This is a genomic window from Tannerella forsythia, from assembly GCF_003860135.1.
Classification (GTDB): domain Bacteria; phylum Bacteroidota; class Bacteroidia; order Bacteroidales; family Tannerellaceae; genus Tannerella; species Tannerella forsythia_A.
On record NZ_RQYN01000039.1, the window covers coordinates 1 to 26,182 of the forward strand.

The window sequence follows — 26,182 nt, forward strand, 5'->3', positions numbered from 1 at the left end:
ATATATACTTTTTACAATCGTAAATATAATATTATATATTACCAATATACTGTCGTAAATTCCACAAGGATACAAATGTTATTTGTTTGATCCGATTTATTATTTACCTTTGTATATTCTTTGGATACTATGATATACAAGGCGAGATAATATACCAATAACGATTTAATCATATAGTAGTTTATGAATGAGAAAGATCGAATTATGCTGATTATGAATCAAAAGCAGCTTTTACCGTCTCAATTCGCCGAGATAATCGGAATTCAGCGGGCGGCGATGTCGCATATTACATCGGGGCGAAACAACCCGAGCTTAGATGTATTAAAAAAGATTTTGGAACAGTTTCCTCATATCAGCCCCGATTGGTTACTATTCGGTACGGGGCCGATGAATCGTCCCGGATCAGCGCCTGCTTCTGTAAATGAGAAACAAGAAATTCCTGATTTGTTTACTCATGTATCGGATGTGCAAAAAACAGAAGAAAAGAAGAGCCCTATAAATCCAACCGAAACAAAATCGCCTGAACCGGTGGTAGAGGTTAAGCCGTCATTAAGAGAGGTTTATATTCCTCCTCAAGCTCCTACCAAGGAAATACAGCGGATTATGGTCTTCTATTCGGATAATACGTATGAGTCTTTTGGGCCGGAAAAGAAATAAAAAGCCGTCTCTTTATACTGAGATATGAGCCGGCTCCTTTTTCAAAAAATGTTTATAAATAAACTGGTATCTAAAAATAATAGCTTTGTATCATTACTGATTTTCTTTTATTTATACGAATTTCTATTGCTTTTTAATAGAATGTTTATATTTGTAAATTATCAATGTATATACCATATTATACTTTGGTCGCAATTTCGTATCCGGCTTGCAATGCCTTCAGATTCACGGATACGATATCATCCCCTTTACGTCCGAAAATGGAGCGAATCCCGTCGGCAATTTTTTCATAGTCGATGCCGAGGAACGGTGTGGCAGCTCCCAGCATAACCATATTGGCTGTACGTGGAGAGCCGATCTCTTTGGCGATGGTTTCAACGTCAAGCAGTACCTTATGCGGCAGTTTATTGAGCTCTGCCATCACCTTGTCTATCTCCGGATAGTTCGGGATATTCGTATAAGGCTTTGTGTTCGTGACTAACCAACCTTTTTTGTTCAAATACGGTAAATAGCGCAGCGCTTCCATCGGCTCGAGCGAGATGATCAAATCGGCTTGTCCGATAGGAATCAGGTCGGAAGCGATGGGCTTGTCGGAGAGGCGCAGATTCGACTGTACGTCTCCTCCGCGCTGGCTCATACCGTGTACTTCCGATTGCTTCATGTATAACCCTTCTTTCAAAGCGGCCTCGCCGATAATGGCGGCAATAGACAATATGCCTTGTCCGCCTACTCCCGATAATATAATGTCTGTTTTCATGTTATTTCGCTTTTTTCTTTCTTGCCAATGTCTGAATACATTCCCGGCACGGTATTAATACCGAAACGCCACGATATTCGATTTCTTCGCGGATGATGTTTTTCATTTCCTCGTAGTTTCTTTTTAGAGGCACCATGACACGAATGTGTTCCGGTGCGACGCCGATGCCCGCACAAATAGCCTGAATACGTCCCGTGCCGGCCGAATCTTGTCCGCCGGTCATGGCCGTAGTTTCATTATCGGATATCACGATGGTTACGTTACTGTTGGCATTGACGCAATCCAGCAGTCCGGTCATTCCCGAATGAGTAAACGTCGAGTCGCCGATTACGGCAACTGCCGGGAACACACCTGCGTCCGATGCTCCTTTGGCCATCGTGATGGAGGCCCCCATATCGATACAGCTGTCGATCGCACGGAAAGGAGGCAATGCTCCCAACGTGTAACAACCAATGTCGCCGAAAACTTTCGGCTCCTCATATTCTTTGAGCACTTCGTTCAGAGCATCGTACATATCACGATGTCCACATCCCTGACATAAGGCCGGAGGACGCTGTTCCACCATATCGGGAATCGTATAATAGCATGCTACGTTCTTTCCCAGCGCTTTTGCGACTGAATCCGGTGTCAGCTCTCCGTCGCGCGGAAGAGTGCCGTCCAACCGTCCCCGCACGTTTAGCCCTTTGCCCAGAAAACCTTTTAGTATTTCTTCTACAACGGGATAGCCATCTTCTAGCAAGAGTAACTCGTCACATTCGGAAGCTATTTTCTCAATCTGTTTCTTAGGTAGCGGATATTGACAGATTTTCAGTACCGGATGCTCAAATCCATCGGGATAATTTTCGGAAAGATAGTTAAAAGCAATGCCCGTCGTGATGATGCCCCGTTTTTTATCGGGCGCGTCGAAATAACGGTTATATTTCGACTCTTCCGAAGCCGCCGTCATCGCCTCTTGTGCGGCCAGCAGTTGTTTGTAGCGTTGACGTGCCAGGGCCGGCAGCAGGGTGAATCGTTGTCTGCCGTCGGGAAGGCAATGCATTGGATTCTCCGGACGGGCGGGACGAACCGTAACCCCTGAGCGAGAATGCGCCATACGTGTCGTGATACGCAGCAGAATAGGGTATCCTAATCGTTCGGATAACTCGAATCCATCGTAAACCATGTCATACGCTTCCTGCTGATTAGAGGGTTCCAGCATCGGAATCATCGCAAACCGTCCGTATACACGATTGTCTTGCTCATTCTGTGAAGAGTGCATCGAGGGGTCATCGGCCGAAACGATGATCATACCTCCGTTGATGCCGCTCATGGCTGCATTCATGAAGCAATCGGCCGCCACATTCAGACCGACATGTTTCATACAACAAAGTGAACGCTTTCCGGCGTAACTCATTCCCAAAGCTGCTTCCATAGCAGTTTTTTCGTTCGTACACCAGCGACTGTGTATGTTTCTCTCACGTGCGACGGCCGATTGCTGAATGTATTCGGTAATCTCCGTCGAGGGTGTGCCCGGATAGGAATATACTCCGGATAGTCCGGCATCGATCGCGGCCTGAGCAATGGCCTCGTCGCCCAAAAATAATTTCTTTTCCATGCTATTCTATTTTTATAACAATGCTTGCAAATTGCGACAAAGGTACGACTTTATGCGACTTGACCAAATTTCAGTAAATGCCTCGCCGATTTAACTCTTCCTGATAACGTCGGGCATTCTGATTATGCTCCGTGAGGGTCGATGCGAAATTATGTCTGCCCGAAAAATCTTCCTTGGCGCACATATATAAATAATGATGTTTCTTATAATTCAGCACGGCATCCAGCCCTTGGATAGACGGTATCCGCAACGGTGCGGGGGGAAGTCCGCCGTACATGTACGTATTGTAGGGCGAGTCGATCGTCTTGTGTCTGTTTAAGACCCGTTGGATTGTAAAATCTCCCAAAGCATATTTGACGGTCGGGTCGGCCTGAAGGTATATGCCTTTATATAAGCGGTTAAGATATAGTCCCGCAATCGTCGGATATTCATCCGTCATAGCCGATTCTTCTTCCACAATCGAGGCGAGCACCGCGACTTCGAGCGGCGAGAGACTGATCCGTGCAGCTTTGTTGCGGCGGGCATCCGTCCAGAATGCATCGTATTCGCGCTTCATCCGTTGCATCAGTTTCTCGGCCGAGATATTCCAATAGACTTCATACGTATTCGGGATAAACATGGCTTTGATGGTAGGAGGCGTGAACCCCATCGACCGGCAGTAGTCCGAGTCGTCCATTAGCCTCATCAGTTCATGGCTTTCGATCATCAACTGTTGAGACAGACGGTCGGCAAGGTCTCGCTTCATCCGGATGTTGTTAAACGTAATTCGCACGGGAACCTGATACCCTCGTCGCAGGCTTTTCAAGAGCTCGTAGTTACTCATTCCCCGAGTGACGGCGTATCGCCCGGTATTCATCTTTCCCGGATATTTCAGTAAGCGTGCGGCTTGTCTGAATGTGCGGATATCGCTACATCCGGCCGAATCTTCCAGTTGCCGGCACAAGTCTTCATAATCCTTATCGGGGTATATGTAGACATAAGCCGTCTTTTCCGGCATGAAGTTGGGCGAAAAAAAGAAATATGCTCCGCAGCCAATCCCCGATAAAATCAGTAGAATGATGGCGGAACATACGATCCATACCGTCCGTTTAAATAAATTTGTTTTAGACATATATCTTTTCCTGTTGTTATAAAGCAACGGTAAAGATACGTTATTCGACAAGAAAAATAAAAAAACAGTTCCCGATCCTGAATTTTTAACATATCGTCTTGCAGCGTTTTCAATCTTTTTGGCATCATCTATTAAAAACTTTTTATCGCAATATCATATTTAATGAGTAACTTTACTGATGAAATTGACGATTTTTTATCTACGATACGAAATAAATAACTTTAAAAACAAAGAAATATGAAACGAATAGTCTTAATTCTGAGTGTATTTATGGGCATGATGGCATGTCAACAAGAAGATGGTCCTAAAATCAGCGACAAGTATCAGGAACTGTTTAAGCTCTCGAAGGAAACAGAGGATGTGATTACATCGTCTGATGAGTACAAGTCGCTGAAGAAGAGTTTATCCGGATTTGCTCAGTATAAGGAGTATTATGCAGCCCATGGCAAAGCCTATCAAAAGCTTTACTCTTCGATGGCTGATAACGAAGAGCTCCGGATGGCTTGTGTTGAATACCTGATGGGGCAGACGAAATTTTTATCGGGATTACACTCCAATCAGCGTAAGGAGCTTCTGTGTTTGTCGTTGGATAAGCAGAAAATCAAATTTGAGGACAAGGACAGCGCTCCACTTACAACGAGACAGACAGGTTTGCAACTGATTATTCGGTTATTATCCATAGAAAAGGAAGAAGCCATACTACAGGAGCTATCCGACTATTGCAGCACACACGAATTCCGGTACGGAATCTATAACGACGAAGCGTTCCATGATTTGTTAGTCAGCTTGAGTTCGAAGAATTGCAAGAAATAAGCCTGTTTATCGACTGAATGTTGCCGAGGCATACGATTAGTTCTTATGATACATGCTGTTTTAAAAAGATACGAATCTATTTTTTTATGTAAATTAATTACCTTTGCCATATACATCATAAATTTTATATCCGATGAAAACTTTTACTGTTAAGTTGTTTGTTACAATGTGGGTTTGCTTGCTTCCGTTTATTTCCGGATGCAAAAAAGAGAATGAATCTTCCCTCGATAAGTTGAATATTTCAGTATGTGGTGCTAAAAAACCGCAGTGGTTAGAAAAGGAAATCGCTTCCATTATACTCCGATCTTCAACATACAGGCCGACTCGTATTCTCGTCTATAGAGGCTCGGATAAGGAAATCATAGCTATTGAAGATTCGACGAATTCGAGTATGGAACAGCAGCTTCGCTTTTTTGACTGTGCCGGAAACAAGGTGGCATTTAAAAGTGCCGAATATAACTCGTACGTAAAAAAATGGAAGCGCCGCGAGTTTTCGTTATTATGGACGAATTAGGTTGGGTATTGTAGCAAATATCATAAACCACCTATAAGGATACGTTCCGAACGTATTTTGGGTACGTTCGGAACGTCATTTAGGGTATTTCCTGAAGACATTTCGGGTATTTCCGAACCTGATTTGGGTACGTTCCGAACCTAATTCCGATACGTTCTGAGCTACCCTGTGATACGTTCTGAACGTATTTCAGGTACGTTCCGAACCACCCATCGATACGTTCCGAACGTACCGAAATATCTCTCCGAACCACCCGAAATCAGGTTCCGAACCGGTCATAAGTACCCAAATACCGTTCTGAACGTACCTGAATACCCTCTTGGACGTACCCAAATACCGTTTGGAACGTATCGAAATATCCATCCGAACCGGTCAGAACCTGTTTCCGAACGGACTATTTCTTTGTTTTATACTTCATGATAACGAGTACGGGATTCGCTTCTTCGTCCAATTGTGTGGCAATGTCCTTGAGCGGGCCTTTCAGCTCATCTTTTTCATACGCATCAACGAGCTGATCGGCTGTCAGTATGTAGAATGCCGCGATTGTGCCGTTTACCGGGTTTGAGCTCATATTCACTTCATGCTTATCGTAATCGGCATTGAATACGGTCGCGCGGTATATGGCTTTTTCTTCCGTGTCATACATCAAATCGGTTCTTGGAAATCCTTTTCCCGTCGTGAAATCAAACTCTTTCTTAATCGTTTGCAAAAAATAATAACGGTCGGTCATCGTGCCCATCGTAAGGAGTATCAGAGGATCTTCGGAGGTGGTTTTTACTAAAAACGGACGGAGGGTGTTTCCTTCCGACAAATAAACCGTATCGGTCGATGTTTCGATAAGCAGAAACTTGTCGTGCCAAGGGAGTATCGATTGGACGGTAATTACAGCAATGCCTTCCTTTTGTATAAGAGGCGCTTTAACGATTTCGAAAGGAATCGGGATCTTCCGTGCCACGCTGCCATCCTGCTTCGAGATAAGGGCGTGGGAGAAACGGCCTTCCGAAGGCATTCCTTCCTTATGGTATATGGATATATCGTAGCCGATCAGATGCTCCTTGTCGTAATTGAAGAGAACCGAATACGAAGCGCTGTCCGCGTGGTGGAAGCTCCGTTTGAAACGACCTTCCAAGTCATACACGAATATTTTCCTCATGGGCATGCAATTGACAAACATTTCCTCGTTGGCTTCGTCCAGTACTATTCGGTAGATGGATGTATATTCTTCGGCTCCTTGTCCCTTTCTGTTTATTTTTCTGATGCCTTTCCCTGTTTGTCGGTCAAAGAGAAAAATATCGCCGTCGGCTGTTCGATTTTTGGCTAAAATGTACCGGTCGCCAATGTCCAGCACATGGCCTTGGGTGATGAATTCATCGTTCGTTTCGAGCGGAATATATTCCACCTCCAGAAAATCCTGAAGCATCAGTTTTTTCTCCGGATAATCGGCATGTACATCGACTGTGATGATCGCTGTTTCTTTTTCTTGGTTGTTGTTTCCGCATCCGGTGCATAAGGCCATTAGAAAGACGGATGCAATGATTTTTTTTCCTCTCATGATATTTCTTGTTTCGATCGTTATGTGCGCAAAGATAACATTTTTTTATATACCCGGCAGTCTTTGTGCATTCGAGGGGTTTCTTTCCTTAGGATAAAGAGGAAGATTGAAACAAAGACGAAATATGATGACAAAAAAGCAAGCCATACAGTTATTTGAGGAGAAGAAAGTCCGCATTGTTTGGGACGAAGAACAGGAAAAAAGGAATCCGAAAACAGCCAATCATAGAATCAAAACGTAGATGAATTTAGGAAAGAATTTCGGTTGTTTTGTCAAAGAAAGTTTTTTGTCATTTAACAAGCACTTGAGAAGAAGTAATCATCACTTCGGCTTAAATGATAGGTTTTAATTAAAAAATCATGTACCTTTGTAGCCAGAACATATATCATTAGTAAGCAATGGGCTTTTTTGAGTTTTTCAGCAAGGAGAAGAAAGAGACATTAGATAAAGGATTATCCAAGACGAAAGAAAGTGTCTTTTCGAAAATTACCAAGGCTATCGTCGGAAAAAGTAAAGTAGATGACTCGGTGTTGGATGAGTTGGAAGAAGTATTAATTACGTCGGACGTAGGAGTCAGCACCACCCTGAAAATCATTCAACGTATCGAAAAACGTGTCGCTACGGACAAATACGTATCCACAAATGAATTAACAACGATCTTACGCGAAGAAATCGCCGCTTTGCTGACGGAAAACAAAACGGAAGATATGGAAGACTTCTTGATTCCGCAAGGCAAGAAACCTTATGTCATCATGGTGGTCGGTGTCAATGGGGTCGGAAAGACTACGACGATCGGCAAGTTGGCCTATCAGTTTAAAAAGCGGGGAAAGAAGGTCTATCTGGGCGCGGCCGACACGTTTCGGGCGGCCGCTGTGGAGCAGCTGGTGATTTGGAGTGAGCGCGTGGGTGTGCCGATCGTCAAGCAGAAGATGGGCTCCGACCCGGCTTCGGTTGCGTTCGATACGCTTAACTCGGCACAGGCAAACGATGCCGACGTGGTGATTATCGATACGGCCGGCCGTCTGCATAATAAAATCAACCTGATGAACGAATTGACGAAGATTAAGAACGTCATGAAAAAAGTGGTGCCCGATGCTCCGGACGAAGTACTGCTGGTACTCGACGGCTCGACGGGACAAAACGCTTTCGAACAGGCCAAACAGTTTACGGCTGCGACCGAAGTCAATGCGTTAGCCGTCACGAAGCTGGATGGGACGGCCAAGGGCGGTGTCGTGATCAGCATTTCCGATCATTTCCAGATCCCCGTCAAATATATCGGTTTGGGCGAAGGCATGGAAGATTTGCAAATATTTAACCGGAAAGCGTTTGTAGATTCACTGTTCGGAGAGCATGAGAAAAAACAAGGTTGACATCATCACATTGGGCTGTTCGAAGAATCTGGTCGATTCCGAACAGTTAATGCGTCAGTTTCAGCTGAACGGATATACCGTTACGCACGACGCGGAAAAAGTGAATGGTGAATTTGTCGTTGTCAACACATGCGCTTTTATCGGTGATGCACAGGAAGAGTCCATCAATCTTATCTTGGCATTAGGCGAAGAAAAAAACAGAGGCCGCATCGGCAAACTTTTTGTGATGGGTTGCCTTTCGGAACGTTTTCTGAAGGAGCTGAAAACGGAACTTCCTTTTGTCGATCGTTTTTACGGAAAGTTTAACTGGAAAGAGCTATTGAACGACATTGGAAAGGCGTATCGTCCGGAGTCGTCGACCGATCGCGTCGTCACTACACCCAAACATTACGCCTACCTGAAAATTGCCGAAGGGTGTAACCGTACATGCTCTTACTGTTCTATTCCGCTTATTACCGGGAAATACCGGTCGCGTCCGATGGACGAAATCGTAGACGAAACACGGTTGTTGACCCGCAAGGGCATCAAAGAAATTCAACTTATCGCGCAAGACTTAACGTATTACGGACTTGATTTGTACCGTAAGGCCGTTCTTCCCGAACTGGTCGAACGCTTGTCGGATGTTCCCGGCATCGAATGGATTCGGCTTCACTACGGCTATCCGTCGCATTTTCCGTATGATTTGCTGCGGGTGATGCGCGAACGTGAAAATGTGTGTAAATACCTCGATATAGCTTTGCAACACATCAGCGATCCGATACTGAAACGGATGCGTCGCCAAATAACTAAGCGGGGAACTTACGAACTCATCAGCCGTATCCGTGAAGAAGTGCCCGGCATTCATTTGCGAACGACTCTCATGGTCGGTTACCCCGGCGAAACGGATGAAGATTTTGCCGAATTGATGCAGTTTGCCAAAGATGCCCGCTTCGAGCGCATGGGTGCCTTCGCATACAGTCATGAAGTCGGAACATATTCGTACAAAAATCATCAAGATGATGTAGCGGACGATGTCAAGCAGCAGCGTCTCGATACGTTGATGCGATTACAGCAGAAGATTTCGACCGAAGTGCAGCAAGAGAAAGTCGGTAAGGTCTTTAAAGTCATAGTCGACAGGGAAGAAGATTTTTACATCGGGCGCACCGAATATGACTCGCCGGAAGTTGATCCGGAGATACTCATCAGCAAGGAAAAGCAATTAGACATAGGGCAGTTCTATGCGGTTCGGATAGAATCGTCGGAAGCGTTTGAATTGTATGGGAAAACCCTCATATAAAGATTATAAAATGTTAATTCTTTTGTTTAATTAAACGGAAACAGCGAACATAGACGTCTTAAAATAATAACGGTTGCATATGAAAGATATAGAATTGATCACTGAATTATCGAACCGACTCCGTTGGGAAAAACATGAAGTAGAAGAGATGCTCGATGCGTTCAGCCGCGTCATAGGCGATAAGCTTGCCGGCAACGATATCATCAGTTTGCATGGATTGGGACAATTCGAGGCGAAGAAGAAAGACGAACGCTTTTTAGCCAATCCGAGCAATAGCAAACGTTATCTTATTCCACCTAAACTCGTACCTGTATTTAAACCGGTTGCAACATTAAAGGCTTATTTAAAAACATTAGACAACCATGGATGAAAAACTATCGATTTACGATATTGCCGAAATTCTGGCTCAAAGTACCGGAAAAGAAACAGCAGATGTTGAGAAGTTTGTTGAAGCGCTGATTGCGTTAGTCAATGAGGGAATTACGAAAGACGGATTCGTACGAATAAAAGGGATCGGCAGTTTTAAAGTGATTCTGGTTAAAGAACGTGAGAGTGTACACATCAATACCGGGGAGCGGATTGTTATTCCGGCACATCACAAACTATCTTTTCTTCCCGATAAGTTGCTCAAAGAAAAGATTAACCGTCCGTTTGCTTTTTTCGAAGCCGTTGAAACCAACGGGACGGAAAGTAATGAGACAGCGTCCGCCAGTCTCTCGAATGATGACGAGGAGGATGAAAACGATGAGATCATAACTGCGGAAGAACCGGTTCAGGAACCCGTCGGAGAAGCTACGGAAACAACAGAAAAGACAGAACCGAAAGCCGAAGAAGAAACAACTCTGCTTACGGTACTTCCCCCTGAAGATGAGAAAAAAGAAGAACAGAATATCATGAACAAAGAAATCGACAAAAACTCGGACCAAACATGGTCGGAAGAACGTGCAATCGGGAGCCATCCCGCATCTGCCGCGAATCGTGAAACATTACAAAGTACAACATCAATAAAACAAGAAGCTATGAATGAAAATAAAGAACGTAAAGAGCAGCCTGCGAAAGAAACACCGAAATCTCATCCTGCCAAGCCCCCTGTGAAGAAAAAGAAACAAGAAGCGTCGAATACATCGTTGTATGTGATTCTGGCGTTGTTACTGTTGTTGTTAGGGGTAGGAATATTCTACTATTTTTACTATGATCGTTTATCGTACAACGAATTCAACGGCACAACACAGCATACACAGACGACGGACGATTCGTTTCTTTTGCCCGGTGACTCCACTACGATGCAGGAATCGGAAGAAGGCGCCAACGTCGACACGCTTGGGGTGACTACTCTCGAAACGAACGAAAACACCGCTACATCGCCTGTCACTCCGGCTACACGGAAAGAACCAACCGCCTCGCCGGCATCGACATCCCCGAAGCAAACAACTTCTCAGCAGACGAAGTCAACGAAACCGGCTGGGACTGCCGTTGCCGCTTCGTCCGACAAAAACGTTATGGCACGTGTAAAAATAGCGTCGGGAGAGCGGTTAACGTTACTTGCGCAAAAATATTACGGAAATAAAATTTTCTGGGTCTATATCTATGATTTCAATAAGGCCAGAATCCCCGATCCCGATCGTGTGCCTGCGGGAATGGAAATTTTGATTCCTGCCAAAGAAGTATACGCGATTAATGCCCAAAGCAGTGTATCCCTTGCACAAGCAAAAGAATTGCAGTCGAAAATCATGGCGAAGAAGGCGAAATAATCTTTTTAAAAATAAACAAATTAGAGTATAGCAGCTCGTTGTATGATTAGTATTATTTAACGGCGAAACTTCAATATACCAACCTGAATTTTCTATTTTTGTGCGTTCAAAAATGAACGTACAAAGATCAAAACTATATAACATACTTAATCTATGGATCAAACAGTAGATATTCGAGAATTGAACGAACGGATTGAAAATAACAGTTCGTTCGTAAACATGATTACCATGGGAATGAATCAGGTCATCGTCGGTCAAAAGCATCTGATCGAATCGTTGTTGATCGGACTCCTTTCCGATGGTCACATCTTGCTGGAAGGTGTTCCGGGACTTGCTAAAACGCTGGCAATTAAAACACTTTCTTCGCTAATCGACGCTAAATACAGTCGTATCCAGTTTACACCGGACTTGTTGCCGGCCGACGTGATCGGAACGATGATATACAGTCAGAAAAGCGAAGAATTTCTTGTCAAGCAAGGACCTGTATTCGCAAACTTCGTATTGGCCGACGAAATCAACCGTGCTCCGGCCAAGGTGCAGAGTGCGTTGCTCGAAGCCATGCAGGAACGTCAGGTGACGATCGGCGAATCGACCTATAAACTTCCGGAACCGTTTCTCGTAATGGCTACACAAAACCCGATTGAACAGGAAGGGACGTATCCGCTTCCCGAAGCGCAAGTCGATCGTTTCATGCTGAAAGTCGTTATCAACTATCCGAAGAAAGAGGAAGAAAAACTGGTAATCCGTCAGAATATTTCGGGCAAGAAGCCGGATATTAAGCCCGTACTCGATACCCGACAGATTATTGAGGCACGTAACATCGTGCGCGAGGTGTATCTGGACGAAAAGATTGAACGTTATATTGTCGATATCGTTTTCGCGACCCGCTTCCCCGCCGAATATAATCTGGCTAATCTCAAATCGATGATTGCATTTGCGGCTTCACCTCGTGCTTCAATCAATCTGGCACTGGCCGCGCGTGCGTATGCCTTTATCAAACGTCGCGGCTATGTAATTCCCGAAGACGTACGTGCCGTATGTCATGATGTGATGCGCCACCGTATCGGTCTCAGCTACGAAGCGGAGGCTAACAACCTTACATCGGAAGAGATTATCAGTGAAATTCTGAACAAAGTCGAAGTGCCCTGATGGTATTTTTACGGGGCTTGATGGATATAAATGGAGACAAGCGAACTTTTAAAGAAAGTCAGGCAGATAGAAATTAAGACACGCGGACTGTCGCGCAACATTTTCGCAGGCCAGTATCATTCGGCATTCAAAGGTCGGGGTATGGCTTTCAGCGAAGTGCGCGAATATCAGTTCGGTGATGATATTCGTGACATTGACTGGAATGTGACGGCACGTTACATTCGTCCGTATGTGAAGGTTTTCGAGGAAGAACGCGAATTGACCGTGATGCTGTTGATCGATGTGTCCGGCAGTAAGGACTTCGGAACAGTGAGTCGAATGAAGAAAGAGGTTATCACGGAAATCGCTGCTACACTGGCTTTTTCGGCGATTCAGAACAACGATAAAATCGGAGTCATCTTCTTTTCGGATCAGATTGAAAAATTTATACCGCCTCAAAAAGGGAAGCGGCATATTCTTTATATTATTCGCGAATTGATCGATTTTCAGCCGGATCATAAACAGACGGATCTCGGTCAAGCACTCAAATATCTTACGAATGCCATCAAGAAGCGGTGCACGGCTTTCCTGATCTCCGATTTCATCGATAAGGGAAATTATCAGGATGCCTTGACGATTGCCAATCGCAAACATGATGTCGTAGCCATTCAGGTGTACGATCATCGTGAGACGGAGCTTCCGAATGTCGGACTTATGAAGATCAAGGATGCGGAAACCGGTAAAGAACGATGGATAGACAGCTCGTCAAAGCAGGTGAGAGAACTGTATAAGACATGGTGGGAAGAGCGACAAAGCGATATGAACAAAGCATTTAACAAGAGTCGGGTCGATGCCGTATCGATTCGAACCGAAGATGATTATGTCAAAGCCTTAATCGCTCTCTTTGACAAACGAAACTAATCCAGCATGAAACTGAGAAACAATAAATTCCGGTTATTATTGTTTGCTTTAACCATAGCATCGAGTATCGGGATACAGGCACAACAGACCTTGATTAGTGTCAAACTTGATACGGCCGATATTCTGATAGGAGAGCAAACAACGTTGAACCTGACAATTACAACCGATAAAGACAGGCAAGTCATTTGTCCGATTCCGACAGATGTCTTAATGCCCGGTGTGGAAGTTTTATCTACTTCGCCGGCAGATTCGACTATTTTGGATAATCGATTGGTGATTAAACAAAACATCCTGATTACTTCGTTCGATTCGGCATTATATCTGTTACCTCCGTTGATCGTGATTGATCGGGGCGACACGATTTCATCGAATCAGGTTGCGTTAAAAGTGTCGACCGTACCGGTCGATACGGACAATCCGGAAGAGTTTTACGACATCAAAGACGTATGGAAACCTCCGTTTGTCTTAGCCGATTATTATCCCTGGATATTCGGTATTCTGTTCGGACTCTTCCTGATTTGTGTCATCGGTTATCTTATTCAACGATATAGAAACAGAAAAACGCTGATTCCGTTTAAAAAAGAAGAGCCCAAGCTCCCGCCGTACGAACAGGCTATTCAGGAATTGAATGAGATTAAAGGACAGAAATTGTGGCAGCAAGGACTGAATAAAGAATATCACACCCTCGTGACGGATACGCTTCGTCGGTATATTTCGCGACGTTATCAGGTCAATGCCATGGAAAAAACGTCGGAAGAAATCTTGCATATTATTGAACAGGAGAATGATGCTCATTCTGTTTATGAGACGTTGAAACAGATTCTTCATTTGGCTGATTTTGTAAAGTTTGCCAAATTGCATCCGCTGCCGGACGAGAACGACTTAAGTATGATGAACGCATATCTTTTTGTCAATCAGACAAAACAGACCGAATCGCCAAAACCGGAGGAAGAAGAAAAGACATCCGGAGAACAGCCGTCGGACAATGAGATCGCGTCATCTCCAAAAACGATAGAAGTAACCCCTAACGAAGAAGAGCAATGATATTCGCAAATCCATCATACTTATATTTATTACTCCTGCTGCTTCCTCTAATCGGCTGGTATTTTTGGAAGATGCGTAAAAATCAGGCAAGTGTGGAAATGTCGTCTTCGCAGGCTTTTGATGTGCCCAAGGCGGTGACAGCCAAAGTTTATTTACGACATCTACCGTTCGTGCTACGCATGATCGCCATTGCCCTTGTCATCATTATCTTGGCTCGTCCGCAGTCGACCAACAGCTGGCAGAACTCATCGACCGAAGGAATTGATATTATGATGTCCATCGATATTTCCAGCAGTATGTTGGCGCAAGACCTGCGGCCGAATCGTCTGGAATCGGCTAAAAATGTGGCAGCCGCCTTTATCAACGGACGACCGAATGATAATATCGGTCTCGTCGTTTTTTCTGCCGAGAGTTTTACGCAGTGTCCACTCACTACCGATCATGCTATTTTGCTGAATCTCTTCAAAGATATTCAGAGTGGGATGATTGAGGACGGAACTGCGATTGGTTTGGGATTAGCCAATGCCGTCAGCCGTATCAAAGACAGTCAGGCCAAATCGAAAGTCATCATTTTGCTGACTGACGGTTCCAATAATCGCGGCGAAATTGCTCCGGTAACAGCTGCCGAGATCGCCAAAACATTCGGCATCCGGGTCTATACCATCGGTGTAGGAACTAAAGGATCAGCACCGTATCCCTTCCGTCTACCGGGGGGAACAATTCAGACCCAAATGGTTCCGGTTGATATTGATGAACCGACTTTAAAGCAGATTGCAACAACGACTGGCGGACAATATTTCAGAGCGACCGACAATGAAAGTCTGAAGGAGATTTATTCCGAGATCGACCAAATGGAGAAGACCAAAATCAGTGTACAGGAATACAGTAAAAAACAGGAAGAATATAGAAATATTGCTCTGATTTTGTTTGCTTTGCTGCTCTTGGAACTTCTCCTGAAGCATACATTATTAAAGAAGATACCGTAAGTAAAAAGTTGATTATGTTTCGTTTTGCTCATCCTATTTACTTATATTTACTGGCAATACTTCCCGTATTGACGATATTCTATCTCTATGTGGTGATTGCCAGAAAGAGGGCCATCAAACGCTTTGGTGATCCTATGCTCGTTTCACAACTGACACCGGAAGTATCACGTAAACGGGAACGCCTAAAGTTTTGGCTGCTATTTGCCTCGATAGCCGTAACGATTTTTTTGATTGCCGGCCCGCAGTTCGGATCTAAGCTGGAAACCGTCAAAAGGCAAGGCGTGGAAATCGTGATATGTCTGGATGTTTCCAATTCGATGATGGCCGAAGATATTCAACCGAATCGTTTGGAAAAAGCCAAACAAATGCTTTCGAGAATGACTGACAGTTTTACCGACGACAAGGTCGGTCTGATTGTTTTCGCCGGCGATGCATTTACGCAGTTGCCGATTACTTCAGACTATATTTCAGCCAAGATGTTTATGTCGTCCATTACTCCTTCGATGATTTCTACGCAAGGAACAGCCATCGGAGCCGCAATAAATTTGGCGATGCGCTCGTTCACACCGAACGAAAATTCCGGAAAAACGATCATGATAATCACAGACGGAGAAAATCATGAAGATGATCCCGTAAAAGCGGCTGCCAATGCAGCCGAAAAAGGAGTGAACGTGAATATTGTAGGTATCGGGTTGCCAAAAGGTGCACCGATTCCTCTTAACAGTGGGAACGATTACATGCGAGACGGCAATGGCAACATTGTCATCACGCAATTGAACGAGCAGATGTGTCAGGAAATTGCTGCGGCAGGCAAAGGAATCTATGTCCGTGCAGACAATACCAATTCGGCCCTCCGCGCGTTACAGGCTGAAATTAACAAGATGGATAAAGCAGAGCTGGAAAGTAAAGTGTATTCGGAATACGACGAACAGTTCCAAGCATTGGCATGGATTGTTTTGATCTTGTTGATTCTCGAGTATTTGATTCTGGAACGAAAAAATCGGATATTCCGGAAAATAAAATTATTTTCTTAATAAATTAGAGATGAAAGCAATATATCTGATATTCATAAGCGTGACAACCGCATTCTGCTGTACGAATGACATGTTCGCACAGAAGGCGGAGCGGTCGCATATCCGAAAAGGGAACAAATTGTACAAAGAAGAGAAATATACCGAATCGGAGATTGCTTACCGACAGAGTATTGAGGTAAATCCGCGCTCTGTCGAAGGCTCATACAATCTGGGAAATGCTTTGTATAAGCAGGAAAAATATCCGGAAGCGGCCGAACAATATCAACAGATCGCCGGTCAGAGAGAGCGTCTGATGGCTGAAAATCCGGCCAATGTCCAACGATTGGCGGAAGTTTTTCACAACCTCGGGAATATTCAGATGAAGAACAAGGACTATGCCAAAAGTATCGAGGCTTATAAACAGTCATTGAGGATGAATCCGAAAGATGAAGAGACACGGTATAACTTAGCCTTGGCTCAAAAGTTACTGAATGATCAGCAGCAACAAAATCAAGACCAGCAGAATCAGGATCAGCAACAACAGCAAGAGCAAGAGCAAAATCAGGAACAGCAACAGCAGCAGAATGAGCAGCAAGAGAATAAGACACAGGAACAGAAACAGGAGAATGAACAAATGAGCAGAGATAATGCACAACAGATTCTCGATGCTTTCCTGCAGGACGAAAAAGACACACAGGAGAAAGTTAAAAAGGCTCAAGCCAAACATCAAGAACGTCGTAAAACAGATAAACAATGGTAAAAATAAGAGCTATGAGAAAATTCATTTTTATCGTTACCGGGCTGTTGTTTTTAGCAGGGATATACCTCAAAGCAGACGGAGTGACATTTAAAGCCTCTGCTCCCAATGCTGTGGTAATGGGGCAACAATTCCAGCTGACGTATACCGTCAATGAGGAAGGAGCCAGCGGACTTCGCACACCGGATTTAACTGATTTCGATGTGTTGATGGGACCTACTTCGTCGGTCAGCAGAAGTATGCAATACATCAATGGAAAATCGAGCAGTTCATATTCTCAGACATTCACGTATGTGTTAATGCCTAAAAAAGAAGGCACATTTAATTTGAGTCCGGCAACGATAAAAATCAAAAATTCGAATTATAGCTCCAACTCATTAGTTATTAAAGTACTTCCTCCGGATAAGGCTACTGAAGCAGCGTCTTCCGGCTCGAGTGGAAGTCAAGCGTCTTCCGGTTCTTCCAATATCGGAAGTGATGAGTTATTCGTTCGGATGAATGTTTCGAAGCGCAGTGTCTATGAGCAGGAAGGATTTTTAGTTACGTTCAAACTCTATTCGCTCTATGATGCGGCATTGAACGACGTAAAGTTTCCTGAATTTGAAGGATTTCTTGCTCAGGATATTGAGTTGAACCCACAATGGACACTTGAAAATTATAATGGACGTAACTATCGAGCGGTCGTTATTAAACAGACCGTGCTTTATCCGCAACGTTCGGGTAAGATTACCATAGAAGGAGGAAAATATGACGCTGTAGTACGTATCCGATCCAAACAACGCGTGCGCAGTATTTTCGACGACTTCTTCGATACGTACCAAGATGTGAAGAGAGTACTTACGACTCCACCGGTAACGATCGATGTCAAGCCTCTCCCGAGCGGTAAACCGGCTTCTTTTCAGGGGGCGGTAGGTTCTTACACCATGAAAGCAAACATCAATGCCGATCGGATTAAAACGAACGAAGCTGTTACGATCAACGTAACGCTTTCTGGAAACGGCAACATCAAGTTGGCTAAAAGTCCGGAAATCACGTTCCCGAACGATTTCGAAGTGTATGATCCGAAAGTAGACAATAATATCAAAACGACTCCTTCCGGCACAAGCGGAACAAAATCAATTGAGTACATGGCGATCCCGCGCTATGCGGGCGATTTTGAGATTCCGGCCGTCCAATTTTCGTATTTTGATCCTAAAGACGGTTCGTATAAGACGCTCTCGTCTCAACCGTTCAAACTACATGTTGAGAAAGGAGCCGGAGGTGAGAATGCCTCAGGACCGGTCATTTCAAATTTCGGCACTCAAGAAAGTGTCAAATATTTGGGGCAAGACATTCGGTATATCAAAGTTTCTGAACCTCGCTTTGTTTCAAATAAAGAAATTTTCTTCGGTTCGTTCATGTACATAATGGCGTATGTCCTGATTGCCGTTTTATTTATCGTCTTCTTTGCTATCTATCGTAAACAAGTGAAGGAAAATGCAAACATTGCGCTTGTACGTACGAAAAAAGCGAACAAAATAGCGGTTCGCAGATTGAAGAAGGCTGAAAAATTACTGAAAGAAAAGAAAAAAGAAGAATTTTACGATGAAGTTCTTCGCGCCGTGTGGGGATATCTGAGTGACAAGTTGAATATTCCACAAGCAAATCTGACAAAAGACAATGTGGAGGCAGAGTTAATGGAGTTTGGGGTAGATAAAGAGGTAAGTGATCATTTTATCAGTATTTTGAATACTTGTGAGTTCGCTCGTTATGCTCCCAGTCAAGCTCCGGAAGCTATGGAGCAGCTCTTTCAGCAAACAGTGAATGTCATTGGAAAAATGGAAAACTTAATTAAAAAGTCATGACGATGAGAGGAATATCTAAAATACTGTGTCTTGGATTCATTCATTTGATATGCGGCATATCCTCGATCGCACAGGAATCTGCGTTTAAAGAAGCCGAAGTGGCATATAAACAGGAGAACTATACCAAGGCTATTGAATTGTATGAAGAATGGTTGAAGAACAATGGTGAGTCGTATGAAATTTACTATAATCTGGGAAATGCATATTACAAAACCAATAAGATTGCACCGGCTATTTTGAATTACGAACGCGCCTTGTTGTTGAATCCCGGTGATGGAGATATTCGTTTTAATTTAGAGATGTCCAGACTCCGGACAACCGACAAAATAGAACCGATTGGTGAGTTCTTTTTAGTCAAGTGGTTCCATGCTATCCGGAATGTATTGAGTATCGACGTATGGGCAAGTATGGGAATCGTGTGCTTCATACTGTTTATAGGCTGTCTGACGTTGTTCTTTTTTTCTAAATGGATGCGCCTGAAAAAAATCGGGTTTTATGCCGGGATCTTTTTATTGCTAACGGTTGTTATGGTTAATCTATTCGCTTGGAGTCAGAAAAAAGCGTTAATAACACGCGATACTGCGATTATATTTGCGCCTACAATTACGATTAAGAGTTCTCCGGACGCGAGTGGTACCGACTTGTTTGTTCTGCACGAAGGAACAAAAGTGCAGATTAAAAGCACATTGGGAGAATGGTATGAGATCCGTTTAGCAGACGGAAAGGAAGGATGGATTCCTCAAAAAGAGCTTGAAAGAATCTGAATTTGTATGTTGGAGAGTATCTTAGAATATGAACGGAATCTCTTTCTGTGGCTCAATGGCGGGCATACGCTTTATTGGGACCATTTCTTTTGGATGTATTCCGGAAAGATGGTATGGATACCCTTAGCGCTTTTCGTATTATGGATTATTTGCTACAAAAGACCCTGGAAAGAGTCTCTTCTTATCTTGCTCTTTATCGCATTGACCATCACGCTGTGTGACCAATTTGCCTCGAGCGTGTGCAAACCGCTTTTTACACGTTTCCGTCCCACGCGCCATCCGGATTTTATGGATCACGTCCAAACGGTCATCAATCCGTTGACTGGCAATCCGTATCTTGGCGGACGTTACGGGTTTATTTCCAGCCATGCAGCCAATGCGTTTGGGTTTGCTACATTTACGATGCTGCTTTTTCGATACCGCTGGTATACGTATGGGATTATGCTATGGGCCATCTTGATGTCGTATACACGCATTTATTTAGGTGTTCATTTTATTTCCGATATTATTCCGGGCATCTTATCCGGATGCTTCTTTGGGTGGTTTTGCTTTGAAATTTACCGGATTATTCGTACTCGAACGATAAAAAGAGTAGGGGAGGCTCCCCTTCTTTTATATGAGGCCTCACATGTTCGCTATATTCTTTACGCCATGTTGGCTACCATCGTTTTTATGCTCGTATATAGCGGATTAGGAGTTCCTGCATGGAAATAGGAAGATAAACATGTTATAAAACATAACCATCTTATTTGAAAAAAGTTCCGGAAAGTTTGGCTCACTTAATTTTAGTGGCTATATTAGTGCGCGAATTTTAAATAATATTATTAACCCATAAAAATAAAAACGAACCATGACGAAAACAATCACTTTTAACGAGCTTCGGGATATCAAAGACCGTTTGCCGGATGGTACGATCCATCGTATCGCGGCAGAATTGGGAGTATCTGTAGAAACTGTCCGAAATTACTTCGGAGGAGAAAATTACAGGGACGGTAAAAGTTGCGGATTACATATCGAATCCGGACCGAATGGAGGAATTGTGGTTTTAAGTGACACCACTATTTTAGATCGGGCGTTGGACATTTTAGGAGCAAACCCTTTATCGGAAATGTAAACATGGAAAAACAGTTAGTCACATTAGCTATTCACACGTATGAAAAGGCTCAGATCCTGAAAACACTGCTTGAGTCGGAAGGAATAGAAGCCTATATTCATAATGTGAATCAGATTCAGCCGGTCATCTCTGCCGGTGTTCGTATACGCATCAAAGAAAGCGACCTGCCACGGGCTTTACGACTTATTGAGGATACCCAATGGCTGGATGAAACAGAAAAAGAAGATGCGCCCGAGAAAACCTTAAAAAAAGTTCTAATTCCTGTCGATTTCTCGGATTATTCGATCAGAGCGTGTGAAATAGGGATAAACTATGCACATCAGATTGGAGCAGAAGTCATGTTGTTACATGCCTATTTCAGCACGTATATTCCTTCTGCGCTACCGTTTGCGACTCGTGAACCAGTGGTGACGGGAGTCTCCAACAATGAAAATATTCATTTGGTTTATAAACAAGTACAAAAGGATGTTGAGAACATTTGTACGTTGATAAACCGGAAGATGGAAAGCGGAGAATGGCCTCGCGTCAAATATAACTATATCCTGAGAGAAGGTTTGCCGGAAGAAGAAATTATGGCTTATGCCAAAGAATATCATCCGACCTTGATTGTTATGGGTACACGCGGGAAAAATCAGAAAAACGCAGACCTAATCGGAAGTGTCACAGGCGAAGTCATTGAACAAACAAATATGCCGCTTTTAGCCATTCCCGAACATGTTCCTTTCAGCAATCTGAATGAAACCAAACGAATTGCCTTCGCCATTTCTTTTAATCAGCGTGATATTTTGGCGTTCGATAAGTTTATCCATTTCTTCAAAGAACATCCGGTACAAATTCAACTATTCAATATTTCGACCAGCCGCAACGAATGGAATGATATTCGTTTATCGGGACTGAACGAGTATCTGAAGAAACAATATCCGGAATTAAAAATAGAATATACCGTACTGAACGACGGAGATTTATTGGAAGCTATTGAGACATTTGTCAAGGAAAAACAGATTGATATGATTGCATTTAGCACATATCGTCGCAGTATGATCACACGGATATTTAATCCGAGTCTGGCGCGTAAAATGCTTTTCCACAGTAACACACCGCTTTTGGTGATTCCAATTTAACCATCCGTTTTTCGACCATAATTACTATTATGTAAAATATAGTGTGTTTTTGGGTATAATTTGAAAATAACGATTGTGCAAAAAAAGAGTTGAACTCAAATCGAGTTCAACTCTTTTTTATTTGTCAGTAACACATTACTTGTTCATTTCGGCCTCTATCTCATTGAACTTTTCGTTCATATTCAGATTATAATAGATTCCTCTCAGCCCAATTAAGAATTCTTTTTCATCAGGCTTAAGCTCACGTGCCTTTTCAAAAAACGGCAACGCTTTTCTGAAGAAATCTTCGGCCTTTGCTTTTTCTTGTTTGTATTGAGTCGCATCCGATATCGAATTCGCTTTATCTAAAGTGCTTACTCCTTGGTTATAATAAATACGCCCCATACTGAAGTTATTGGCTGCACTATTCGGATCCAATTCAACCGCTTTTTTGTATGCTTCTTCAGCCTGAGCATAATCTTTTAAACCGGTTTCGTACACGCTTCCTTTGGCATAATACAATTGAGCACTGTTCGCGTTTTTCGAAATAGCAGTATTCAATAATTGCAATGCTTGATCATTTCTTCCGGTGTAGATGTAAAGATTAATCAGACTATTCAAGAAATAGCTTGAATCGGGAAATAAAGCCATTCCCTCTTCCAGCGTTTTTTCGATGTTCGCCGTATCTTTTGCCTGTTCGTACTCATAGCAAAGCGACTGATATACATCGTAACGTCGATAGTCCGTATCTTTTGCCCGATTTAGATTCTTGATAGCTAATTCTATATCATCCAGTTGCATCGCAGCGATAGCCGAATAGAACTGTACGATCATATAGTTCGAGTCTCTTTGGGCTACCTTTTCATCTTTCATAAAAGGCAGGTTGGCTATCTCAATATATTGATCAAAGAAATCACACGATTTTTTGTAATCTTTCTGATCAAAGTAGTAAGCTCCGCCGTTCAGATAATAAATATGATTGGCATTGAGCGTGCCTTTGATATGTTTGGTGTATTTCGGTTTTACCTTTCCTTTCTCATTCGGGAGCTGATCCAGTTCATACGCTTTTTTGAAGTACGGCAAAATATTCGCCAGAGCTTCATACATCACCGGTTCATTAGGTTGTTGGCCTAAGATCTGCTTGGTACTCTCGGAGCTAAATTGAGCATCTTCGATCTGTCCGGCCACATACCATGTTTTTGCATCATCCTTCGTTTCCGGATTTTCCAATGCTCCTTTAATCAAGGTACGCGCTTCCTTAAAGTCCGGCTTCGAATCCTTCGCGATACGCTCAGCCTCCGTTACCGCTTTTTTTTGCGCAAATACAGTTGTTGCCATCAGGCAGAAACCGATTGTCATTAATACTTGTTTCATGTCATTTAAAATTTTGATGTTAATACTTTATTCTTTTTCTTCTTCAATCATGTTGTTGTCTTCTATGACTTCCGTACCGTTTTCCGGTTTAATTTCGTTCGACACTTCTTGTGTTTCTCCATCACCGATCTTGTTTTCTTCCGATTCGGATACGACTTTGCATACGGATGCGATTTCGTCGTTGCGTTTTTCCAAATTAATCAGTCGTACTCCTTGTGTCGCACGGCCAATAACATTCAAATCAGCGACTTTCATACGAATCGTAATACCGGATTTATTGATGATCATCAAGTCATTTTCTTCTGTTACATTCTTAATGCCTACCAGTTTGCCGGTCTTTTCTGTGACATTGATCGTTTTGACTCCTTTTCCTCCCCGATTGGTAATCCGGTAGTCGTCGATCTTCGAACGTTTTCCGTAGCCTTGCTCCGAAACAACGAGAATGGTTTCTTTTTCCGTATCTTTGATACAAACCATACCGATTGCTTCGTCGTTTTCATCATCTAAAGTCATTCCGCGTACGCCGGCTGCCGTACGTCCCATCACGCGTACCTTGCTTTCATGGAAACGGATGGCCCGACCATTCCGATTGGCAATCAACACTTCGTTGTTTCCATCCGTCAGTCGTACTTGAATCACCCCGTCTCCTTCATGCAATGTAATCGCATTGACGCCATTTTGACGTGGGCGTGAATATGCGGCCAAAAGTGTTTTTTTAATTACTCCCTTCTTCGTACAGAAGAGTAAATAATGTGAATTGGTAAATTCCGTATCGGTCGTTAAGTTCTTGATCCGGATAAACGCGTTTACACTATCTTCCGAATCAATATTTAAGAAGTTCTGGATGGCTCTTCCTTTCGCATTTTTAGCCCCTTCAGGTATTTCGAATACTTTTTTCCAGAAGCATCGTCCTTTAGCGGTGAAAAACAAAATGGTAGCATGCATCGATGCCGGATAAATATATTCGACGAAGTCTTCTTCTCGTGTTTCGGAGCCTTTCGCCCCTACTCCACCTCGTGCCTGTGCACGGAACTCGCTCAATGGAGTACGTTTAATATATCCCATGTGCGAGACTGTAATAATCATCTCATCATCGGCATAAAAGTCTTCCGGATTTAATTCTTCCGAGGCATACACGATGTCGGTCTTACGCTCATCTCCGTATTTATCGATGATTTCCTGGAATTCGTCGCGAATGACGCCCATCAGCATATCTTCATTTTCCAGAATTTCTTTTAATCGTGCGATTAATTTCTCTATCTCTTCATATTCGGCACGCAGCTTTTCCTGTTCAAGTCCTGTCAATTGGCGTAAACGCATTTCAACGATGGCTCTGGCTTGTATTTCGGTCAATTCGAAACGTGCCATCAAATTGCTGATCGCTTCCTGAGGACTGCTTGATTGCTTGATGATCGCGATCACTTCGTCGATATTGTCCGAAGCAATAATCAATCCTTCGAGAATATGAGCGCGTTCTTCAGCTTTCTTCAAGTCGTATTTCGTGCGACGTATAACCACATCCCGCCGATGATCGACAAAATTTCCGATCAATTCTTTCAGATTCATCAGCTTCGGTCGCCCATTGACCAAGGCGATGTTGTTGACGCTGAATGACGACTGCAAAGCAGTCATCTTATACAACTTATTAAGAACGACATTCGCATTCGCTTCGCGTTTTACATCGACCACGATGCGCATGCCGCTCCGGTCTGACTCGTCATTCACATTAGAGATACCGTCGATACGTTTTTCGTTTACCAGATCGGCAATCGCTTTAATAAGCTCGGCTTTATTTACAAGGTACGGAATCTCGCTAATGATGATTTTTTCATGAGCGTGTGCACTTTCTATTTCGGCTTTCCCACGCAGTATGATACGTCCGCGTCCCGTTTCGAAGGCGTCTTTGACACCGGCATACCCGTAGATGGTCGCACCTGTCGGGAAGTCAGGAGCTTTGACGTACGCCATCAATCCGGGCACGTCGATTTCTCCACGCGTATCGATATAAGCTTGACATGCTTGAAGTACTTCCTTCATATTGTGCGGAGGCATGTTGGTTGCCATTCCTACCGCAATACCCGACGCTCCGTTAATCAAGAGGTTCGGTATACGTGTGGGAAGTACGACGGGTTCTTTTAATGTATCATCGAAATTCAGTTGGAAATCAACCGTATCTTTATCAATGTCGCGTAGCATTTCTTCGGCCAGTTTGCTCATACGCGCTTCCGTGTAACGCATAGCCGCCGGGTTGTCTCCGTCTACGGAACCGAAATTACCCTGCCCGTCTACTAAGGTATAACGCATCGACCAGTTTTGTGCCAAACGAACCAGCGCGAAATAGACCGAAGAGTCACCATGCGGGTGATACTTACCCAATACTTCTCCGACGATTCTCGCCGATTTTTTGTACGGCTTATCGGAGGTATTCCCCAGTTCACTCATACCAAATAAGATGCGTCGATGAACGGGTTTGAATCCATCTCTTACATCCGGAAGTGCACGCGAAACAATGACCGACATTGAATAATCAATGTAGGCTGATTTCATTTCATTATTAATGTCAATCTTAATAATTCTATCTTTTTCAGTCATTTAGTGTGTTATTAATAATTCTTCAACTGTATATTCGAAAAAAACACGCTAATTTACGGGTTTTTCACCAATGGGCAAATGTTTTACTGTAAAAAAATGCAAGAATACGTTCAATATTCTTCAGTATGGCTGAAATGCGGGTGCTGTTTC

Annotated in this window: 23 protein-coding genes; 17 read left to right on the forward strand and 6 right to left on the reverse strand. The window is 43.4% G+C overall.

Features of this window, described 5'->3' with window-relative positions; genetic code table 11:
• Positions 1 to 183: 183 nt before the first annotated feature.
• Positions 184 to 657, forward strand: a complete 474-nt coding sequence (locus EII41_RS09830) for a helix-turn-helix domain-containing protein (protein ID WP_124790451.1) — start codon at positions 184 to 186, stop codon at positions 655 to 657.
• Between the two features lie 178 nt (positions 658 to 835).
• Here EII41_RS09830 and EII41_RS09835 read toward each other — a convergent pair whose 3' ends face one another.
• The 3 genes from EII41_RS09835 to mltG form a co-directional block, all read right to left on the reverse strand.
• Positions 836 to 1,414: an indolepyruvate oxidoreductase subunit beta gene (locus tag EII41_RS09835; RefSeq protein ID WP_124790452.1), complete on the reverse strand. Its 579-nt coding sequence runs from the start codon at positions 1,412 to 1,414 to the stop codon at positions 836 to 838.
• 1 nt (position 1,415) lies between these two features.
• The gene (locus tag EII41_RS09840) at positions 1,416 to 3,008 is read right to left on the reverse strand and encodes a thiamine pyrophosphate-dependent enzyme (protein WP_124790453.1); all 1,593 of its coding nucleotides are present in this window, start codon (positions 3,006 to 3,008) and stop codon (positions 1,416 to 1,418) included.
• A gap of 70 nt (positions 3,009 to 3,078) precedes the next feature.
• A complete protein-coding gene (gene mltG / locus EII41_RS09845) occupies positions 3,079 to 4,119 on the reverse strand; it encodes an endolytic transglycosylase MltG (protein WP_124790454.1) in 1,041 nt (346 codons plus the stop codon).
• 237 nt (positions 4,120 to 4,356) lie between these two features.
• Here mltG and EII41_RS09850 point away from each other — a divergent pair, with 237 nt between their 5' ends.
• A complete protein-coding gene (locus EII41_RS09850; protein WP_124790455.1) occupies positions 4,357 to 4,932 on the forward strand; it encodes a hypothetical protein in 576 nt (191 codons plus the stop codon).
• Positions 4,933 to 5,840: 908 nt separating this feature from the next.
• On the opposite strand, the gene EII41_RS09855 is transcribed toward EII41_RS09850, so the two are convergent.
• Complete coding sequence (locus tag EII41_RS09855) at positions 5,841 to 6,998, reverse strand: 6-bladed beta-propeller (RefSeq protein ID WP_124790456.1); 1,158 nt, start codon at positions 6,996 to 6,998, stop codon at positions 5,841 to 5,843.
• A 398-nt stretch (positions 6,999 to 7,396) separates the two neighbouring features.
• Between EII41_RS09855 and ftsY the strand changes: the two genes are divergently transcribed.
• The 15 genes from ftsY to EII41_RS09930 all read left to right on the forward strand — a co-directional run bounded on the left by ftsY (position 7,397) and on the right by EII41_RS09930 (position 22,087).
• Positions 7,397 to 8,368: a signal recognition particle-docking protein FtsY gene (ftsY, locus tag EII41_RS09860; RefSeq protein ID WP_124790457.1), complete on the forward strand. Its 972-nt coding sequence runs from the start codon at positions 7,397 to 7,399 to the stop codon at positions 8,366 to 8,368.
• Positions 8,349 to 9,644: a 30S ribosomal protein S12 methylthiotransferase RimO gene (rimO, locus tag EII41_RS09865; protein ID WP_124790458.1), complete on the forward strand. Its 1,296-nt coding sequence runs from the start codon at positions 8,349 to 8,351 to the stop codon at positions 9,642 to 9,644. Before ftsY ends, rimO begins: the two co-directional genes overlap by 20 nt.
• 79 nt (positions 9,645 to 9,723) lie before the next feature.
• Positions 9,724 to 10,014 carry an HU family DNA-binding protein gene (locus tag EII41_RS09870; protein ID WP_124751600.1) on the forward strand — a complete coding sequence of 97 codons (291 nt, stop codon included), beginning with the start codon at positions 9,724 to 9,726 and terminating at the stop codon, positions 10,012 to 10,014.
• A complete protein-coding gene (locus EII41_RS09875) occupies positions 10,007 to 11,395 on the forward strand; it encodes an HU family DNA-binding protein (RefSeq protein WP_124790459.1) in 1,389 nt (462 codons plus the stop codon). Before EII41_RS09870 ends, EII41_RS09875 begins: the two co-directional genes overlap by 8 nt.
• Before the next feature lie 153 nt (positions 11,396 to 11,548).
• On the forward strand, positions 11,549 to 12,544 hold the full coding sequence (locus tag EII41_RS09880; RefSeq protein ID WP_124790460.1) for an AAA family ATPase: 996 nt from the start codon (positions 11,549 to 11,551) through the stop codon (positions 12,542 to 12,544).
• 30 nt (positions 12,545 to 12,574) lie between these two features.
• A complete protein-coding gene (locus EII41_RS09885; protein ID WP_124790461.1) occupies positions 12,575 to 13,444 on the forward strand; it encodes a DUF58 domain-containing protein in 870 nt (289 codons plus the stop codon).
• A 6-nt stretch (positions 13,445 to 13,450) separates the two neighbouring features.
• Positions 13,451 to 14,488: a hypothetical protein gene (locus EII41_RS09890; protein WP_124790462.1), complete on the forward strand. Its 1,038-nt coding sequence runs from the start codon at positions 13,451 to 13,453 to the stop codon at positions 14,486 to 14,488.
• Positions 14,485 to 15,474, forward strand: a complete 990-nt coding sequence (locus EII41_RS09895) for a vWA domain-containing protein (RefSeq protein WP_124790463.1) — start codon at positions 14,485 to 14,487, stop codon at positions 15,472 to 15,474. Before EII41_RS09890 ends, EII41_RS09895 begins: the two co-directional genes overlap by 4 nt.
• Positions 15,475 to 15,488: 14 nt before the next feature.
• Positions 15,489 to 16,508 (forward strand): vWA domain-containing protein, encoded by a 1,020-nt coding sequence (locus tag EII41_RS09900; protein WP_124790464.1) that lies wholly within the window; start codon positions 15,489 to 15,491, stop codon positions 16,506 to 16,508.
• 10 nt (positions 16,509 to 16,518) lie between these two features.
• Complete coding sequence (locus tag EII41_RS09905; protein ID WP_124790465.1) at positions 16,519 to 17,247, forward strand: tetratricopeptide repeat protein; 729 nt, start codon at positions 16,519 to 16,521, stop codon at positions 17,245 to 17,247.
• Positions 17,248 to 17,258: 11 nt separating this feature from the next.
• Positions 17,259 to 19,088: a BatD family protein gene (locus EII41_RS09910; RefSeq protein ID WP_124790466.1), complete on the forward strand. Its 1,830-nt coding sequence runs from the start codon at positions 17,259 to 17,261 to the stop codon at positions 19,086 to 19,088.
• A 2-nt stretch (positions 19,089 to 19,090) separates the two neighbouring features.
• Positions 19,091 to 19,852 carry a tetratricopeptide repeat protein gene (locus tag EII41_RS09915; RefSeq protein WP_411292595.1) on the forward strand — a complete coding sequence of 254 codons (762 nt, stop codon included), beginning with the start codon at positions 19,091 to 19,093 and terminating at the stop codon, positions 19,850 to 19,852.
• A 6-nt stretch (positions 19,853 to 19,858) separates the two neighbouring features.
• Entirely contained in the window at positions 19,859 to 20,566 is a 708-nt protein-coding gene (locus tag EII41_RS09920; protein WP_124790468.1) for a phosphatase PAP2 family protein, read from the forward strand.
• 136 nt (positions 20,567 to 20,702) lie between these two features.
• Positions 20,703 to 20,966 (forward strand): DNA-binding protein, encoded by a 264-nt coding sequence (locus EII41_RS09925; RefSeq protein ID WP_124751611.1) that lies wholly within the window; start codon positions 20,703 to 20,705, stop codon positions 20,964 to 20,966.
• 2 nt (positions 20,967 to 20,968) lie between these two features.
• Positions 20,969 to 22,087 carry a universal stress protein gene (locus EII41_RS09930; protein ID WP_124751612.1) on the forward strand — a complete coding sequence of 373 codons (1,119 nt, stop codon included), beginning with the start codon at positions 20,969 to 20,971 and terminating at the stop codon, positions 22,085 to 22,087.
• 135 nt (positions 22,088 to 22,222) lie between these two features.
• Here the strand turns inward: EII41_RS09930 and EII41_RS09935 are convergent, their stop codons facing one another.
• The gene (locus tag EII41_RS09935; RefSeq protein WP_124790469.1) at positions 22,223 to 23,440 is read right to left on the reverse strand and encodes a tetratricopeptide repeat protein; all 1,218 of its coding nucleotides are present in this window, start codon (positions 23,438 to 23,440) and stop codon (positions 22,223 to 22,225) included.
• Positions 23,441 to 23,467: 27 nt separating this feature from the next.
• A complete protein-coding gene (gyrA, locus tag EII41_RS09940; RefSeq protein ID WP_124790470.1) occupies positions 23,468 to 26,032 on the reverse strand; it encodes a DNA gyrase subunit A in 2,565 nt (854 codons plus the stop codon).
• Positions 26,033 to 26,182: the final 150 nt, after the last annotated feature.